Source organism: Pedobacter gandavensis, from assembly GCF_032678745.1.
Taxonomy (GTDB): Bacteria; Bacteroidota; Bacteroidia; order Sphingobacteriales; family Sphingobacteriaceae; genus Pedobacter; species Pedobacter gandavensis_C.
In genome coordinates this window covers 1,615,530-1,631,928 of sequence record NZ_JAVTST010000001.1, presented here as the reverse complement: position 1 = coordinate 1,631,928, position 16,399 = coordinate 1,615,530, and the positions used below count along the sequence as shown (strand labels likewise).

Sequence of the window (16,399 nt, the reverse complement as noted above, 5' to 3'; positions counted from 1 at the left end):
ACAAATAGATACGACAACGATGAAAACAATATATAAAATAGTCTTATTGCTGGCAGTACCCGTTTTAATGACAAGCTTCGCCGGCTGTAAAAAATTCCTGGAGACAAAATCATCAACCGCTACTTCTGATGGGGAAGTGCTTAAAAATGTGACCCAGTTAAATATGGTGCTGACCTCGGCCTACAAAAAGCTGTATTTTAACAATAATGGTGCAGATAGGGCTTATTCAGGCTTGGCAGGCTTACAGATGTATGTAGATCTGGGTGGCGCTGATATCCTGAGTCACACCAATATGGGTGGTAATCAGGTGGTTTCTTATACTTATGAGCCTACCAGGACGCAGATTACCGGAAATTCGGATGCGATCTGGTCAATGATGTACAAAACCATCAATGAGGTAAATGCGATTATCACTGCGTTGCCAACTGCAGATGGCGGTCCGGAATTGAAGCAGCAGATTATGGGACAGGCAAAAGCCATCCGCGGCATCTGTTACTTCCACCTGATCCAAAACTATCAGCAAACTTATATGCTGGCTAAAAATAAACCAGGAGTGATCCTAAGGTTATCTTCTACTGATCCGGAAAATATGCCGCGTTCTTCTGTGGAAGCCTGCTATCAGCAGATTTTAACCGATCTTAAAGAGGCAAAAGGGCTACTGGCCAACTATGAGCGTCCGAACAAATGGACGATTGATAAAAATGTAATCTCCGGACAATTGGCCAGAGTATACCTGGTGATGAACGATTGGCCAAATGCGCTTGCCGAAGCGACTACTGCTTACAATGCTTATAGCCAATTGATGACCCGTGATCAATATAGAAGTGGTTTTGATAAAGTGATCACCAACGGTTATCCGGAGATCATGTGGGCCATGAAATATACCGATACAGACAATATAGGAGGAAGTACCCAGTTTAACTTCTGGTACAACCAGGATGAAAGCTATGGCGAAGGGTTTACAGATGGCCCTATATATGCCTTTCTGAGTTTCTTTGCGGATGGAAAGTATGAGCAGTTGTTTGAAAAGACAGAGGACAGGTACCAATTCTGGAAGCGTACCAAAAATGCTTCTCAGGAATGGTCAACAAAATGGGCGTATAACAAGTACAAACATTATGGTGATGCGAATGGTGCGGTACAGGGAAATACCCGTCCGGAAGTTTCGCTGATGAGAGGTTCGGAAATGTTATTGATCATGGCAGAAGCTGCGGCCAATTCTGGGGGTAACGGTTTGACCTATCTGAACCGTTTGCAAGTGGCCAGGGGAGTTACTGCGCTGACTACTGCAGCTGCCGGTCCAACTTTACTGGAAGCTATTTATGTAGAAAGACGTAAGGAATTGCTTTGTGAAGGGGTAACTGGTTTCTACGACCTTTTACGTCTGCAAAAACCATTGATCCGTTACCAGGAAACTGCAACCTATAAAGAAGGACATTATACCTGGGGCGTGAACCAATTGAACGGTTATGTGGCTTCTTCGGCCAATCCTCAAGGCACATTGCTGTCTAATGATTACCGTTTTATTTCTCAGATCCCACAATTGGAAATGACCAATAATGAAGCACTTAAACCTACTGATCAGAATCCTTTTTCAGGACAATAGTTATTGGTTTAATAGTATAAAAAAAGCTGCCTGGTTTGTGATCAGGCAGCTTTTTTTATGGGTTAGCTTATGTTTTGTATTTATTCATCACCGGTTAACCTCAATTATAAACCGGTGTTTATCACAGCTCAATCAGTATTAATCACAGTTCGGAATGGTAAAAGTATAGGTTTCCGCAACTCCTGTAGGGAAGCTATAGATCATACCTTTACCAGTTTCAAACCAGAATTTACCACGAAGTTTTTCTCTGGTACCGATTTCATTCATAGAAAGACTATCGAAAATACGACCGTTTATCATCACGTATTTAATTTTCTCAGAGTTTCTAATATCGTTCAATGGGTTGGCATCCATGATCACTAAATCGGCTAGTTTTCCTGGTTCCAGGGAGCCGATTTCTTTCTCCATACCAAGGTAAGCTGCACCATTTAAAGTACCGCTACGAATGGCTTGTATTGGTGACATTCCACCTTGTACGAGCATCCATAGTTCCCAATGCGCACCAAGGCCCTGGATCTGCCCATGCGCACCCAGGTTTACTTTAGTACCCGCATCAGCGATTTGTTTGGTGGCTTTGGCCACTTCAATATGACCGTAATCACCGTATTCTGAAGTGGTTCTTCTTCTGGCACGTGCATCAATAATCGCGCGTGGGGTAAAAGCCATTAGACGCTCATTTTCCCAGACATTGGTTCTGTCATACCAGTAGTTTTCGCCCCACTGACTGCCATAACTAACGATCAGGGTAGGTGTGTAGCCAACCTTAGTATTGCCCCAGAAAGAAGTTACATCCTTATAAACAGGTGCAACAGGAATACTGTGTTCAATTCCGGTATGTCCATCTGCAACCATGTTCATGTTTGTGAAAAAGGTAGATCCACCTTCAGGAACCACTTCCATCTTCAACTGTCTTGCCGCTTCCAGGATCTGCTGACGCTGATCTCTTCTTGGCTGATTGTAGGATTTTACTGAAAATGCACCTACTGCTTTTAACCTTTTTAAGTGAGATAAGGCATCGTCAAGGCTATTAATAACTACTTTGAAATCGCCATCAGCACCATAAAGGATAGAGCCAGTAGAATATAAACGAGGGCCTACCATTCTGCCTGCTTTCAACATTTCTGCCTGGCTAAATACCATTTCTGTATTGCTGGAAGGATCATGCGCTGAGGTGACACCAAAAGCAAGATTAGCCATATATGACCAGTCCTGTTGAGGCGAAATACCATCGGGGCTTGTTCTTAGGTGGGCATGAACGTCAACTATCCCAGGCATGATGGTTTTGCCAGTTACATCAATTACTTTGGCATCCGCTGGAATGGTCATTTCTGCCGATTTCCCTATAGAAATAATTTTATTGTTTTCTACCAGAATCGTTCCTTCTTCAATCACTTCATCGCCTTTCATTGTAATGATTCTGGCACCTGTTAAAGCAAGCAAGCCGTTAGGACGATCGCTTTTCAGTTTTAATCCGATAGGAAGACCTATGGTATCCGGTTTTTGGGTAATCTGTACACCAGCATCGTTGAAGCTGAATGCTGATTTAATTTCTTTACTAAAGTATTGATCGCCGAGTGTCCAGAATAACTTTTGACTATCATTGCTCCAATGGATATAGGTTCCGCCATCTTTTGTGATTTTGGTCAGGGGAATCGCTTTATTGCTAGCAGAAAGTTCCAATGCTGATCCAACAGTGATCATTGGGGTAATGTAGACATTGAATAGCTCGGTGAAGGCCATCCATTTGCCATCTGGACTAGGTGTAAATTGGTTGACGTAAGTTGAGGTGTAATGGGTTCTTTCATTTGCACCATTCAGATCGATACTTTTAAAAGCTTTTTTGCCAGCTTCATATCCCTGGAAATAGATACGGCTATCATCTGTGTTGAATTGTGGTTTGATGCCGTTGTCGGAAATCAAGGTTTTTGGTCCGCCATTCGCCGACATGATGAAAATTCCTGTTCCTCTGCCATAAGCATATCCCAATACATCATTTCCAATTCCTTTTCTGAAAATGATTTTATCACCTTTATTAGAGAAAGATGGGGAGTAATAGAATCCTTTTTCATCCGTCAGGGTGATCGTTTTTCCTGATTTTAGATCTGTTCTTTTAATTGCACCTTTCAGTTCATCATTCCATGTGGTATATACAACGTATTTACCATCGGCACTGATTTTAGGTTCAAACTCAAAATCAATCCCATTGGTTACGCGTTCTGGTGTTCCATCTGGTAGGTCTTTTTTGTATAAAAAGCCTGCGGCATTGAAAACGACCATTTTTCCATCAGCAGAGGTGGTTAATTGTCTGATCATCTTTACATCAAATTCATTGCTGTAAACGGGATGAGGGAAATGCAGGGCATCCTGTACGGTTTGCTTGCTGGTTACCTGGAAGGGAATGTCGTTGCTGATTAAAGTTGCCAGCTCGATCCTTTTGATTTTTCCTTTAGAATAAAAGACAATATTTTTATTATCCGGAGTCCAGGCGAAGTTTGGATAAACACCAAATATAGCCCAGGTTTCCTGTTGGTCATGAGAAAGGTCTTCATAAACCGGCCATTCTTCGGCTGTGCGTAGGTTTTGTACGTATAATACGGACTTTAAGCGGACACGTTTTACATAAGCCATCATTTTTCCATCAGGAGAAATCTGTGGTCGGGCAGCACCACCTTGTTGAGCAACAAGATTGCTGAATTTTCCAGTCACCATATCCAACTGACGGATGGCATAGATCATTCCGTTTGGATCTTTACTATATTCAAAGTTAGGCCCGGGAGCCATGTCTTCACTAAAGTACAGGTATCTGCCATTAGGACTGATGTTCGGTTCGCCGGCATCCTGCTGGTCATTTTTTCTTTTGGTGAGTTGTACACCTTCACCACCATAAATGCTATACATCCACATTTCTCCGGCACCTAGGGAGCGGGATCCGGTAAAATGTTTACGAGCCACCAAATATTCGCTGTTCGGTGTCCATGTTGCATTATTAAGTAGTCGGAAGGTTTCTTTGGTAACTTGTCGCTTTCCAGAACCATCGCGGTTCATGATCCAGATGTTATCGGCACCGTTTTTATCACTGGTATAGGAAATGAATTTTCCATTCGGACTGAAGCGGGGTTGGATATCCCAGGGTATACCGCCACTTAGAAGTGTAGCTGTACCACCCGTAATTGGCATACTGTAAATATCTCCCAAAAGGTCAAAAACGATATCTTTACCATCGGCACTAACATCCAGGTTCATCCAGGTTCCTTCATCGGTCTCAATATTGAAGGTTTTTGTTGGGCCCTGGTATTTTTCTATGTCCCATTTCTTTTCCTGGGAAAAGGCGGACTGAAAAACGAATACCAAAGCCAATGGTAGTAAGGTTTTTTTCATTGTGCAGGTTGGTGTAAATAAGCCTGCAATTTAATAATATCAGTTCATTTTTATAGTTTTGATGAGTAACCTTTTTATGAGCGAAGCCGAGATACTAAAAAAATACTGGGGATTTGATTCTTTCAGACCACTACAGTCAGACATTATCAGTTCCGTTTTAAATGGTCATGATACTTTGGCATTGCTGCCCACCGGAGGAGGTAAGTCCCTTTGCTTTCAGATACCTGCATTGGCAAAGGAGGGGATCTGTATTGTCATTTCTCCACTGATTGCTCTGATGAAAGATCAGGTGGAAAACCTGAAATCCAAAGGAATTGAAGCCGTTGCTATTTATGCAGGAATGGGGAAAAGAGAAATCGATATCCTGCTCGACAACTGTATTTATGGGAAGATTAAGTTCTTATATCTCTCTCCGGAAAGATTATTATCAGAAATTGTGCGGATCAGGATTTCTTACATGAATGTAAACCTGATTGCGGTAGATGAAGCACATTGTATTTCTCAATGGGGCTACGATTTCCGGCCGCCATATCAACAGATTGCAGAGATCCGGGAGATCCATCCTAAAGTGCCGATTCTGGCTTTAACGGCAACGGCAACTCAATTTGTGAGGGGCGATATTGTCGATAAATTGAAGTTTAAGGATGGGAAAGTCTTTGTGCAGAGCTTTGAGCGTAAAAATCTGAGCTATGTAGTCATGGATAAAGAAGATAAGTATAGAAAACTACTTGATGTTGTAAAAAACGTGAAGGGTAGCGGTTTGGTATACGTGCGCAACAGGCGGGAAACAGTGGAAGTTGCTTCTTTTTTAGCAAGAAATCAGGTAGCCGCGGATTTTTACCATGCAGGAATTGAGAAGATAGATCGTTTCCGTAAACAGGACGATTGGAAAAAGAATAAAATCAGGGTGATGGTTGCCACCAATGCTTTTGGGATGGGGATCGATAAACCTGATGTTCGTTTTGTGGTACACCTGGATTTGCCTGAAAGTTTGGAAGCCTATTATCAGGAAGCTGGGCGGGCCGGGCGGGATGAACAAAAAGCATATGCGGTACTCCTTGCGAATAAATCAGATCGGGCGGCGTTAAAAGCTAAATATGCAGATCATTTTCCAAGCGTAGAGGATGTTAAAAAAGTATACCATTACCTTGGGAATTATTTCCAACTTGCTTTCGGAGCAGGAGAAGGATTGACTTTTAACTTTGATCTTGCTGATTTTTGTAAGCGCTTTAATGTTGGCGTGATTAAGACGATGGCAGCCCTTAAGTTCTTAGAGCATGATGGTTACCTGACGCTTTCAGAAAACATTTTTTTACCATCCAGGGTGCTGTTTACCGCTTCTCATGAAGATGTTTACCGTTTTCAAATTGAGAATGCAGGATACGATCCTTTGATTAAAGCAATCTTAAGGTCGTATGGTGGAGCATTTGATCAGTATGTGAAGATTGAAGAAAATGAACTGGCTAAAAAGGTAGGATTGTCTTTTAGTACTGCAAGAAAAATGATCAGTAACCTGGAAGAACAGGGTTTGCTGTCTTATCTGCCTCAATCTGATCAACCTCAACTTCAATATATTCGTCCACGGGTAGATTTTGTACATATGGATATCGATGTGAAATATATGCAGCTGAGAAAGAAGATTCAATTGGATCAGATCAAAGCAGTTCTTGCTTATACGGAGAAAGAGGAGTGTAGGAATATACAATTGTTAAGGTATTTTGATGAGCCAGACGCAGATAAATGTGGCGTTTGCGATGTTTGTCTGGCGGAAAAAAGAGCTGATGACCAGGATGTCCGTTTTGATCGGATCGATTTTGAGTTGGTTACTTTACTCCAAACGAAGTCGCAGTCTATTGACGATTTGGTGAGGGGTATTAAAACCGGGAATGAAAATGAACGACTGGCTAGAATTCGAGAATTGATGGATGCCGGAAAAATTAAGACTGATGGCAAAAACTATTATCTATAAAATGAGGTTGATACCTTAGTTTAAAAAATTAAATTGCAATAAAAACACTCCCTATGAAGAAATTACAACTTATCGCCTTAGCAATCCCTGTACTTTTAGCAGGATGTACCTCTAAGTGTATCGAAGATTCTGGAATTCAGGTGACTAAAGTAGTGGAGCTGAAAAGCTACGATAAAATTAATGTGAGCGGTACGATTAAGCTAATCCTGACTCAGGATAGCACTTTTAATGTGAAGATTCAGGCGGATTCTAATGTGGTGCCATTGATCAGAGCAAGGGTGAGTGGAGGAGAACTGGAACTTAAACTGGAAAACGGAAAATATTGCGGTACGGATTCTGTCGTGATTTATGCCGGCATTGCTGAGCTGAAAGAGTTGGAAACCGATGGTATGGTGCGTGTAATCGGAGATGGACCTATGTATGTCGAAGACCTTAACCTTGATTTAAAAGGAAGCTCTGATGTAAACCTTGACTTAAATGCGAGAAAGCTGACCTCAAAAATTGATGGTATTGGAAAACTAACCTTGACCGGTCAAACCGGAACTCATGTGTTAAAAACAAGTGGCAATGCCAAATTGGATGCTTTTAGTTTTGTTGCTGGTGTTTACGACATCAATATTGATGGCACCGGAAAAGCCAATATCAATGTACTGAACGACTTAAAAGTAAAGACTTCCGGAGCAAGTGAGATCTATTATAAAGGGAATCCTAAAAATGTAAGCGAGAAAAAATCGGGAGCGGCAAAACTGGAGAAAGTTAATTAGCCAGATTGTTGTTTTTTAGCTATTTTAGCGGCCTTATTTGATACATGGAACAAAAAAACGACAAGAAAGTCATCCGGTCATGGGCTTTTTTCGATTGGGCAAATTCTGCTTATAATTTAGTTATTACCTCTACAATTTTCCCTGCTTATTATACGATTATTACCACTACCACTGAGCATGGTGATCAGGTTAAGTTTTTCGGACATACTTTTACGAATACGGCCTTGTCGAACTATGCACTTTCGGCTGCATATTTAGTGATGGTGATACTGATGCCACTGCTTTCCGCTACTGCGGATTTCCGTGGAAATAAGAAAATTTTTATGAAAATCTTCACCTATATAGGCGGTTTTGCTTGTATGGGTTTGTTTTTCTTTAAACTGGAAAGCCTGGAATTGGGCATTATACTTTTTGCCATCGCAGCTATGGGTTATATCGGTGGGGTATTGTTTAACAACTCTTATCTACCGGAAATTGCGACTAAAGACCAACAAGATCGGGTAAGCGCCAAAGGTTTTGCTTACGGTTATGTAGGGAGTGTTATTTTACAGATTATATGTTTTGCATTTGTATTAAAACCGAAACTTTTTGGCATTACTGATGCCTCTTTACCTGCCAGGTTATCCTTCCTGCTGGTTGGAATCTGGTGGATCGCTTTTGCGCAAATTCCTTTCCGTAAATTGCCTGCTGGTAGCCCTAATTATACGGCGATCAATAAGAATTTAGTACATAGTGGATTTGAGGAACTGAGTAAGGTTTGGAAACAGTTAAAACAAATGAAGTTTTTAAAACGTTACCTGGTTGCTTTTTTGTTTTACTCCATGGGCGTGCAAACAGTGATGTTGGCGGCGGCGGGTTTTGGAGAGAAAACCTTACACTTAGGTACTTCTAAACTTATTGCTGTGATTTTGATTATGCAGTTGGTAGCCATTTGGGGTGCGATATTGATGTCGAAACTGGCCAGTAGAATTGGAAATGTTAATGTGTTGATTTATGTCGTGATCATATGGGTAGGTGCCTGTTTATCCGCATATTTTATCACCAACGAGTATGAATTTTATGGTTTAGCTGCAGTAGTTGGCTTGATTATGGGAGGTATACAGTCATTGTCAAGGTCTACCTACTCTAAGTTTTTACCTGAAAACACACCAGATACGGCTTCCTTTTTTAGCTTTTATGATGTGACAGAAAAATTGGCGGTAGTGATTGGTCTTTTTAGTTTTGCTTATATTGAGGAACAAACAGGTAGTATCCGGAACTCGGTACTTGCATTGGCCTCTTTTTTTGTGATAGGTTTGATATTTTTGCTGCTGTTAAAAAAGGCAGAACCAAAATTGGTTAAAGGTTAACCATGATAGATTTTAATAAGAATTAGATACACATGAAGATAGAATTGTTTGTTCCTTGCTTTGTTGATCAGTTATATCCTGAGACCGCATTTAATACGATAAAGCTACTGGAGAAAGCGGGTTGTGAGGTGTTTTATAATTCTGCGCAAACCTGTTGTGGTCAGCCGGCTTATAATGCCGGATATTGGGAACAGGCTAAAGCAACAGGAACGAAGTTTTTAAGTGATTTTTCAGGTACGGATTACATCGTAGCGCCATCTGCATCCTGCGTAGGGATGGTTAAAAATGGCTATAGCGATCTGTTTACGAATACCAATCTCCATAATAAATGCCGTAATATTCAACAGCATGTTTATGAGCTTTCTGATTTTCTGGTGAATGTATTAAAGAGAGATTATTTCGGTGCAGAGCTTGATGGAAAAGCCGTGTACCATGATTCTTGCAGTGGATTGAGAGAGTGTAAGATTAAGGAAGAGCCTCGTCAGTTATTGTCTAAAGTACATGGACTGGAAATGGTGGAGATGAAAGATACGGATATGTGCTGCGGTTTTGGCGGTACATTTTCAGTAAAGTTTGATGCGATTTCTTCGGCAATGGCCGAGCAAAAGGTAAATAATGCACTGGAACAGGGTGCAGAATATGTGATATCTACCGATTTATCCTGTCTGATGCATTTGCAGGGCTACATCGATAAAAATAACATTCCTTTAAAAACGATGCATTTAGCAGATGTTTTGGCAAATGGCTGGTTAGAATATTAATTCAGCCTGCTTTATTGTTAAGGTTTTTTCATTTTCAAGAAATGAATCTCCTTGGAAGAACCGGGTTTCTGAATGATTTGTTATATTTGTAGCAGTGGCAGTCATGAATACGGCCATTATTTATATAATGTTTTATTACACGTAGAATAAGAATTGTATAAATTATTTAAAATCAATTAATTAACTTAAATCATAGTTGTAGATGATTAACATTACACTGCCTGATGGCTCCAGCCGTCAGTATGAAAAGGGGGTAACAGCCCATCAAATCGCACTCTCTATTTCAGAGGGATTAGCACGCAACGTATTAGCTGCGGAAGTAAACGGAGAAATTTGGGATTCATCCAGAGCAATTGAAAGTGATTCGACTGTAAAGTTGTTGACCTGGAATGATGCTGCGGGTAAAGCTACTTTTTGGCATTCTTCTGCGCACATTATGGCTGAGGCATTGGAGGCATTATATCCGGGTACAAAATTCGGTATTGGTCCTGCAATTGAAACTGGATTCTACTATGATGTAGATTTCGGCGACAGGGAGTTTTCTTCGGACGACTTTAAAACAATTGAAGCCAAAATGATTGAGCTGGCCAAGCAAAAACAAGTTTTTGTAAGGGAGAGCGTTTCTAAAGCTGATGCGATCAAGTATTTTACAGAAAAAGGTGATGAGTACAAGCTAGACCTGTTAGAAGGACTGGAAGATGGAAAGATCACATTCTATAACCAGGGTGAGTTTACTGACCTTTGTCGTGGGCCACACATTCCAAATACCGGTTTTGTAAAAGCGGTAAAATTGATGAATGTTGCTGGTGCTTACTGGCGCGGTGATGAAACTAAAAAACAACTGACCCGTATTTACGGTGTAACTTTTCCTAAGGCAAGTGAGCTGACTGAATATCTTCATATGATTGAAGAGGCGAAGAAAAGAGATCACCGTAAGTTGGGTAAAGAGCTGGAATTATTTGCTTTCTCTGAGAAAGTAGGTATGGGCTTGCCATTGTGGTTGCCTAAAGGTGCTGCTTTGCGTGAGCGTTTGGTTCAGTTTTTGACAAAAGCACAGGCAAAATCAGGATATGAGCAAGTAGTAACTCCTCATATTGGCCATAAAAATTTATACATTACTTCTGGTCACTACGAGAAGTATGGTAAAGATGCTTTTCAACCAATTAAAACCCCACAAGAAGGGGAGGAGTTTTTCCTTAAACCGATGAACTGCCCTCACCATTGTGAGATTTATAAAGTAAAACCTCGTTCTTATAAAGACCTTCCTTTGCGTTTTGCAGAGTTTGGAACCGTATATCGTTACGAACAAAGTGGAGAGCTTCATGGCTTAACGAGAGTTCGTGGCTTTACTCAGGATGATGCGCATTTGTTTTGTCGCCCGGATCAGGTAAAAGAAGAGTTCAAGAAAGTAATTGACCTGGTATTATATGTATTTAAATCTCTTGGATTTAACGACTATACTGCGCAGATTTCTTTGAGAGATCCTGAGAACAAGACTAAGTACATCGGTACTGATGAGAACTGGGCTTTAGCTGAAGCTGCGATCATTGAGGCTGCTGCGGAAAAAGAATTACCTACTGTAGTAGAATACGGTGAGGCTGCATTCTATGGTCCGAAGTTAGACTTTATGGTGAAAGATGCACTGGGTAGAAAATGGCAGTTGGGAACGATCCAGGTGGATTATAACTTACCTGAGCGTTTTGAATTGGAATACACTGGTAGCGACAATATGAAGCACCGTCCTGTAATGATCCACAGGGCCCCATTTGGTTCTCTAGAGCGTTTTATCGCGGTATTGATTGAGCATTGCGCGGGTAATTTCCCATTGTGGCTTTCTCCTGAGCAATTTATTATTCTTCCGATCTCAGAAAAGTATGAAGAATATGCAAAAAAAGTTTCAGATGAGCTAAATAATTCCGATATTCGCGGTTTGATTGACTTCCGGGATGAGAAGATTGGAAGGAAAATCAGGGACGCTGAGGTTAAGAAAATCCCTTATATGTTGATCATCGGAGAGAAGGAAATGGCGGAAGGAAAGGTATCAGTAAGGAAGCACGGAGAAGGAGATTTAGGCGAAATGACTCAGCAAGAGTTTAGTGAATTATTAATTAAAGAAATAACAATTTAAATAGTATATAAATTTGGCATTAGGCAGACCAGGATTTAACAGGGGACCACGTCCTCCTTTTAAGAAAAAAGAAGCAGAACATAATATTAATCAGTTTATCAGGGCTCAGGAGGTTAGATTAGCTGGAGATAATGTTGAACCGGGGATCTATCCTTTGGCAAAAGCTTTAGCCCTTGCCGACGAATTGGAATTGGATCTAGTTGAGATTTCTCCAAATGCAGTGCCTCCGGTATGTCGGATCATTGATTACAGTAAGTTTGTTTACGAGCAAAAGAAAAAGCAGAAGGAGATTAAAGCAAACGCAAAACAGACTGTCATTAAGGAGATCCGTTTTGGTCCTAACACGAATGATCACGATTTTCAATTTAAGTTGAAGCACGCGGTTAGTTTCCTTGAAAATGGGGAAAAGGTTAGGGCTTACGTACACTTTAAAGGTAGAGCAATTGTTTACAAAGAGCAGGGAGAGATTCTTTTGCTTAAGTTTGCACAAGCGCTTGAAGATATCGGTAAAGTTGAGTTATTGCCTAAGTTAGAGGGTAAGCGTATGTTTTTAACGCTAGCTCCAAAAGTTGCTAAGAAATAAATAAATTACATATTAATAAACACAGGTTATGCCAAAAATGAAAACCAATTCCAGTGCTAAAAAGCGTTTTAAGCTTACTGGAACAGGTAAAATTGCAAGGAAGAATGCCTACAAAAGCCACATCTTAACTAAGATGTCGACTAAACGTAAGCGTAATTTGGGTCACACTTCAATGGTGTCCGCAGCTGATATGGGCAACGTTAAGCGTATGCTTGCTATCGGTAAATAATTAAATTTTTAACCAGGTACCCGGTAGTAAGTTTGCTGTAATACGCAACACCGTTTATCAAAAAACAACACACTATGCCACGTTCGGTAAACGCAGTAGCTTCGAGAAGAAGAAGGAAAAAAGTCCTTAATATGGCCAAAGGCTATTGGGGATCAAGAAGTAAGGTTTTCACAATCGCTAAAAACACGGTAGAAAAAGGTTTGCAATATGCATACCGTGACCGTAAAGTTAAGAAAAGAGAATTCCGTGGATTATGGATTCAACGTATCAACGCTGGAGCTCGTCAACATGGTATTTCTTACTCTCAATTGATCGGTAAATTAGCGACTGCAAACATCGGTTTAAACCGTAAAGTTTTAGCTGATTTAGCAATGAACCATCCAGCAGCTTTTAAAGCAGTTATTGATGCAGTAAAATAGATCTAACGATCATTTTAAATAGAAAAAGGGAGCCAAAAGCTCCCTTTTTTATTGAGTTGTATTTTTTAAAGCTGAATAAATTGACCAGCTTCGGCAATAGATTTTGAATCTAAATAGGTTAGTTTCGGTATTTTCCCAAGTAAAGGGATACCGCTGTAGTTTGCGATATAGCTTTCGGATTCTTGATTCTCCTCCCCATTGAAAATAATTCCCTCCACTTGGATTCCTTTTGATTTCAATACCTCCAGCGTTAGTAAAGTATGGTTAATGCTACCTAGGTAATTCTGTGAAACTACAATCACTTTGGCATTTAATACGGGGATCATGTCCATGATCAATTCCTTTTCATTAATTGGAACCATCAGTCCTCCTGCACCTTCAATCACCAGGTGGTTATCTGTTTTGGGTAGGACTAATGCCTGAGCATTAATTTCTATTCCATCCAATCTGGCCGATAAATGCGGCGATAAAGGCCTGCTTAGCTTGTATTGCTCTGGATGGATGATTGTTTTTGTATTGCTGATCAGGTTTTGGATCGATAAGCTATCGCTCTGGTCTAAATCTCCTGATTGAATTGGTTTCCAGTAATCTGCCTGGAGTTTTTGAGTAAGAATAGCACTGACAATCGTTTTTCCGATGCCTGTGCCAATTCCAGTAATGAAATATCTGTTATTCATGTTATTTTAATAAGACCAACGATTGAATCAGGGCGTTAATTTCTTCTTCTGTATTATAGATGTGTAAGCAGATTCTTAATCTCTCTGTTCCTATGGGAACTGTCGGACTAACAATTGCACGTATATCAAATCCTTTTTGTTGTAAGCTTTCTGCAGCATTTTTTGCGGCTGTATTGCTTTGGTACCGGATGGTTTGAATGGTACTTGTACTGGTAAGTCCTCTGTAGCCTGCTGATTTCAGCGCGTTGCTATACTGCATGATTGTTTGCTGAAGCCATGGGGTATGGTCTGCTGAAGCAAGCAATTGATAGGCGCAGTTTATGCTTACGATGCTATGGAGCGGCGCAGCAGTAGTATAAATAAAGGATCGGGCATAATTGAGTAGGTATTCTCTTAAGGGGGCATTTCCTAAAACAATTGCACCATGACAACCGAGTGCTTTTCCAAAAGTGACCACTCTCGCAAATACTTCTTTTTCCAGGCCAAGTTCCTGTACTCTTCCATTTCCGTAAAGACCGAAAACGCCCAGGGCATGTGCTTCATCTACGATTAGATTGGCATCATATTTCTTGCAGCAGGCATTAATTTCCAGGAGCGGCGCAAGATCCCCATCCATAGAATACACGCTTTCTACGAGTACATAAATATTGCCGGTAGCCAATTTGAGTTTGGCTTCGAGGGCTTCGATATTATTATGCTTAAAGGTATATCGGTTGGCGTGACTAAGGCGTGCGCCATCAATCAGACTGGCGTGTATGAGTTCATCGGATATGATGGTATCTCCACGCTGCGCTAAACTAGAAATCAGTCCAACGTTTGCATCGTAACCGGAGTTAAAGATCAATCCGCTTTCTGCTTGATGAAAATCAGCAATAAAAGCTTCGGTTTCTTCTGTATAGGAATGGTTACCACTGAGTAGTCTGGAACCACCGGAACCAATAGGAGAATGTGGAATCTGGCTGAGGGTATCTGCTATGTTTTGTTGCAGTAGGACTGATCTGGAGAATCCCAGATAGTCATTAGAGCAAAAGTCGATAGGATAAGGTATACTGGATAATTTTCTTAATGATCCTTTTTCTTTTCTATCCTGTAACTTGTGTAGTATAAACTGCCAGGTCTTATTCATTGCCCAAAAATAAAGAAAGCAGGATGAACCTGCTTTCTTTATTTTTAATTTATGCCAATGTTTTAGTTTTTTTAATGCTTTTTGAGCAGTATTTTAGTTTTTATTGAGCTGAGATATTGATTTCTGCATTTGTGCCATCATGCTGCTCAGGGTTTCAATGCTATTTTCTGGTGTAGGGTCGGGAAGTGTAGAGGAAATAAAGGCTTTGGCCTTCCATATTTCCAGGATCTCATCTGAAGGAATGGTGTAAGGCTCGTAAAGTTTATTGTCTGATATTAGCTTTAATTCTTTGTTCTCTTTAAATTTATTGCCTGCTCTTTTGTAAACCACGCCTTCATTTTTACTGATGACAATATAGGTTTCTCCCACTTTAACATCATTCCAGTTGTCCAGATATTCGGCAAGGATGATACTGCCGGATTGGATAGGCAGCATGGAATCTCCTAAGATTTCAAAAGCTCTGAATGTGCCTTGTTTTAAGAAGGGTAGTGGTAACTGAAACTTTGGTAGATCTTTGATGTATTCGGGATCAGCAAATCCATTCAGGTAACCTGCACTTGCCTTTACCGGAACCATTTCTATATTCTCTTTATCGTCTTTATCTACCGAGATACTGAGTATCCTTAGATTAGATCCCTGACTTTTTAGCTTCGGTTTCCAGTTATCATTGATGTTTTCGTTAATAAATTCGTCTATAGTGAGTTCGTAGTATTCTGCTATTTTTTTTAGTAAATCGTATTTTGGTTCTGCCCGGTCTTCTTCATAAGCACCAACGAGTGATCTCTTAATTCCCATAGCATCAGCGAATTGTTGCTGTGTGAGGCCTTTTTTCTTTCTTAGGTATTTTAGATTAGGGGAGATGTTTGACATAAAATAAAAGTTTAGTATTTATTTGTTTTTACTAAATTAGTTAGTATTATTGTACCAATAAAGTTAGTAATATTTATTTGAATACCAAATAGCTATACTAACTAAATTAGTTTGTATCATTAAAACCTACAGTCATGAAGAAATTTGTATATATCGTAACCGATAGAAACCGCAAGAGTTTACATGTTGGAATGAGTTCTGATTTGATTAAAACACTTGCTTTTTATAAACAGATGCCGAATCTGTTTTTTGATTGTGGGCAACAACTCACGAGGTTAGTATATTTCGAAGAGTTCAAGACTGAGGCCCAGGCATTGGGAAGGTTTAAAGTCATCAGTCGTTTTACAAGGATGCAAAAAGAACGGATGGTGAGGTCTTGTAATCCAAATTGGGTTGATTTAACCATTGGATTGGATTTTGAACACATTCTTAGCAGTAAGCCGCTGGTTAATCAGGTGGCATTGCCTTTTCAGACTTTGTCTTAAGATTGTAGCTTGCTATAGTTAAAAAAGGAACACCTTGTGGTTTTGGTTAAGGTGT

14 protein-coding genes are annotated in these 16,399 nt (G+C 40.3%); 10 read left to right on the top strand and 4 right to left on the bottom strand.

Annotated elements, in window-relative coordinates; translation table 11 throughout:
• Window positions 1-19 precede the first annotated feature (19 nt).
• A complete protein-coding gene (locus R2S10_RS06665; protein ID WP_316839666.1) occupies window positions 20-1,606 on the top strand; it encodes a RagB/SusD family nutrient uptake outer membrane protein in 1,587 nt (528 codons plus the stop codon).
• 138 nt (window positions 1,607-1,744) lie between these two features.
• On the opposite strand, the gene R2S10_RS06660 is transcribed toward R2S10_RS06665, so the two are convergent.
• Window positions 1,745-4,984 carry an amidohydrolase family protein gene (locus tag R2S10_RS06660; protein WP_316839665.1) on the bottom strand — a complete coding sequence of 1,080 codons (3,240 nt, stop codon included), beginning with the start codon at window positions 4,982-4,984 and terminating at the stop codon, window positions 1,745-1,747.
• 76 nt (window positions 4,985-5,060) lie between these two features.
• On the opposite strand from R2S10_RS06660, the gene R2S10_RS06655 reads away from it, so the two are divergent.
• The 8 genes from R2S10_RS06655 to rplT all read left to right on the top strand — a co-directional run bounded on the left by R2S10_RS06655 (window position 5,061) and on the right by rplT (window position 13,186).
• Entirely contained in the window at window positions 5,061-6,953 is a 1,893-nt protein-coding gene (locus tag R2S10_RS06655) for an ATP-dependent DNA helicase RecQ (protein ID WP_410478953.1), read from the top strand.
• 53 nt (window positions 6,954-7,006) lie between these two features.
• Window positions 7,007-7,717 carry a head GIN domain-containing protein gene (locus R2S10_RS06650; protein ID WP_316839663.1) on the top strand — a complete coding sequence of 237 codons (711 nt, stop codon included), beginning with the start codon at window positions 7,007-7,009 and terminating at the stop codon, window positions 7,715-7,717.
• Between the two features lie 44 nt (window positions 7,718-7,761).
• The gene (locus R2S10_RS06645) at window positions 7,762-9,066 is read left to right on the top strand and encodes an MFS transporter (protein WP_316839662.1); all 1,305 of its coding nucleotides are present in this window, start codon (window positions 7,762-7,764) and stop codon (window positions 9,064-9,066) included.
• A 32-nt stretch (window positions 9,067-9,098) separates the two neighbouring features.
• Window positions 9,099-9,827 carry a (Fe-S)-binding protein gene (locus R2S10_RS06640; protein WP_316839661.1) on the top strand — a complete coding sequence of 243 codons (729 nt, stop codon included), beginning with the start codon at window positions 9,099-9,101 and terminating at the stop codon, window positions 9,825-9,827.
• A 202-nt stretch (window positions 9,828-10,029) separates the two neighbouring features.
• Entirely contained in the window at window positions 10,030-11,955 is a 1,926-nt protein-coding gene (gene thrS / locus R2S10_RS06635; protein ID WP_316839660.1) for a threonine--tRNA ligase, read from the top strand.
• A 13-nt stretch (window positions 11,956-11,968) separates the two neighbouring features.
• Window positions 11,969-12,538 carry a translation initiation factor IF-3 gene (gene infC, locus R2S10_RS06630; protein ID WP_008238148.1) on the top strand — a complete coding sequence of 190 codons (570 nt, stop codon included), beginning with the start codon at window positions 11,969-11,971 and terminating at the stop codon, window positions 12,536-12,538.
• 28 nt (window positions 12,539-12,566) lie between these two features.
• The gene (rpmI, locus tag R2S10_RS06625) at window positions 12,567-12,767 is read left to right on the top strand and encodes a 50S ribosomal protein L35 (protein WP_062547998.1); all 201 of its coding nucleotides are present in this window, start codon (window positions 12,567-12,569) and stop codon (window positions 12,765-12,767) included.
• 74 nt (window positions 12,768-12,841) lie between these two features.
• Entirely contained in the window at window positions 12,842-13,186 is a 345-nt protein-coding gene (gene rplT / locus R2S10_RS06620) for a 50S ribosomal protein L20 (protein WP_062547999.1), read from the top strand.
• A gap of 65 nt (window positions 13,187-13,251) precedes the next feature.
• Here the strand turns inward: rplT and bioD are convergent, their stop codons facing one another.
• The 3 genes from bioD to R2S10_RS06605 all read right to left on the bottom strand — a co-directional run bounded on the left by bioD (window position 13,252) and on the right by R2S10_RS06605 (window position 15,859).
• The gene (gene bioD / locus R2S10_RS06615) at window positions 13,252-13,863 is read right to left on the bottom strand and encodes a dethiobiotin synthase (RefSeq protein WP_316839659.1); all 612 of its coding nucleotides are present in this window, start codon (window positions 13,861-13,863) and stop codon (window positions 13,252-13,254) included.
• A gap of 1 nt (window position 13,864) precedes the next feature.
• Entirely contained in the window at window positions 13,865-14,989 is a 1,125-nt protein-coding gene (locus tag R2S10_RS06610; RefSeq protein ID WP_316839658.1) for an 8-amino-7-oxononanoate synthase, read from the bottom strand.
• 93 nt (window positions 14,990-15,082) lie between these two features.
• Entirely contained in the window at window positions 15,083-15,859 is a 777-nt protein-coding gene (locus R2S10_RS06605) for an XRE family transcriptional regulator (RefSeq protein WP_316839657.1), read from the bottom strand.
• A 134-nt stretch (window positions 15,860-15,993) separates the two neighbouring features.
• Between R2S10_RS06605 and R2S10_RS06600 the strand changes: the two genes are divergently transcribed.
• A complete protein-coding gene (locus R2S10_RS06600) occupies window positions 15,994-16,344 on the top strand; it encodes a GIY-YIG nuclease family protein (RefSeq protein ID WP_316839656.1) in 351 nt (116 codons plus the stop codon).
• Window positions 16,345-16,399 lie beyond the last annotated feature (55 nt).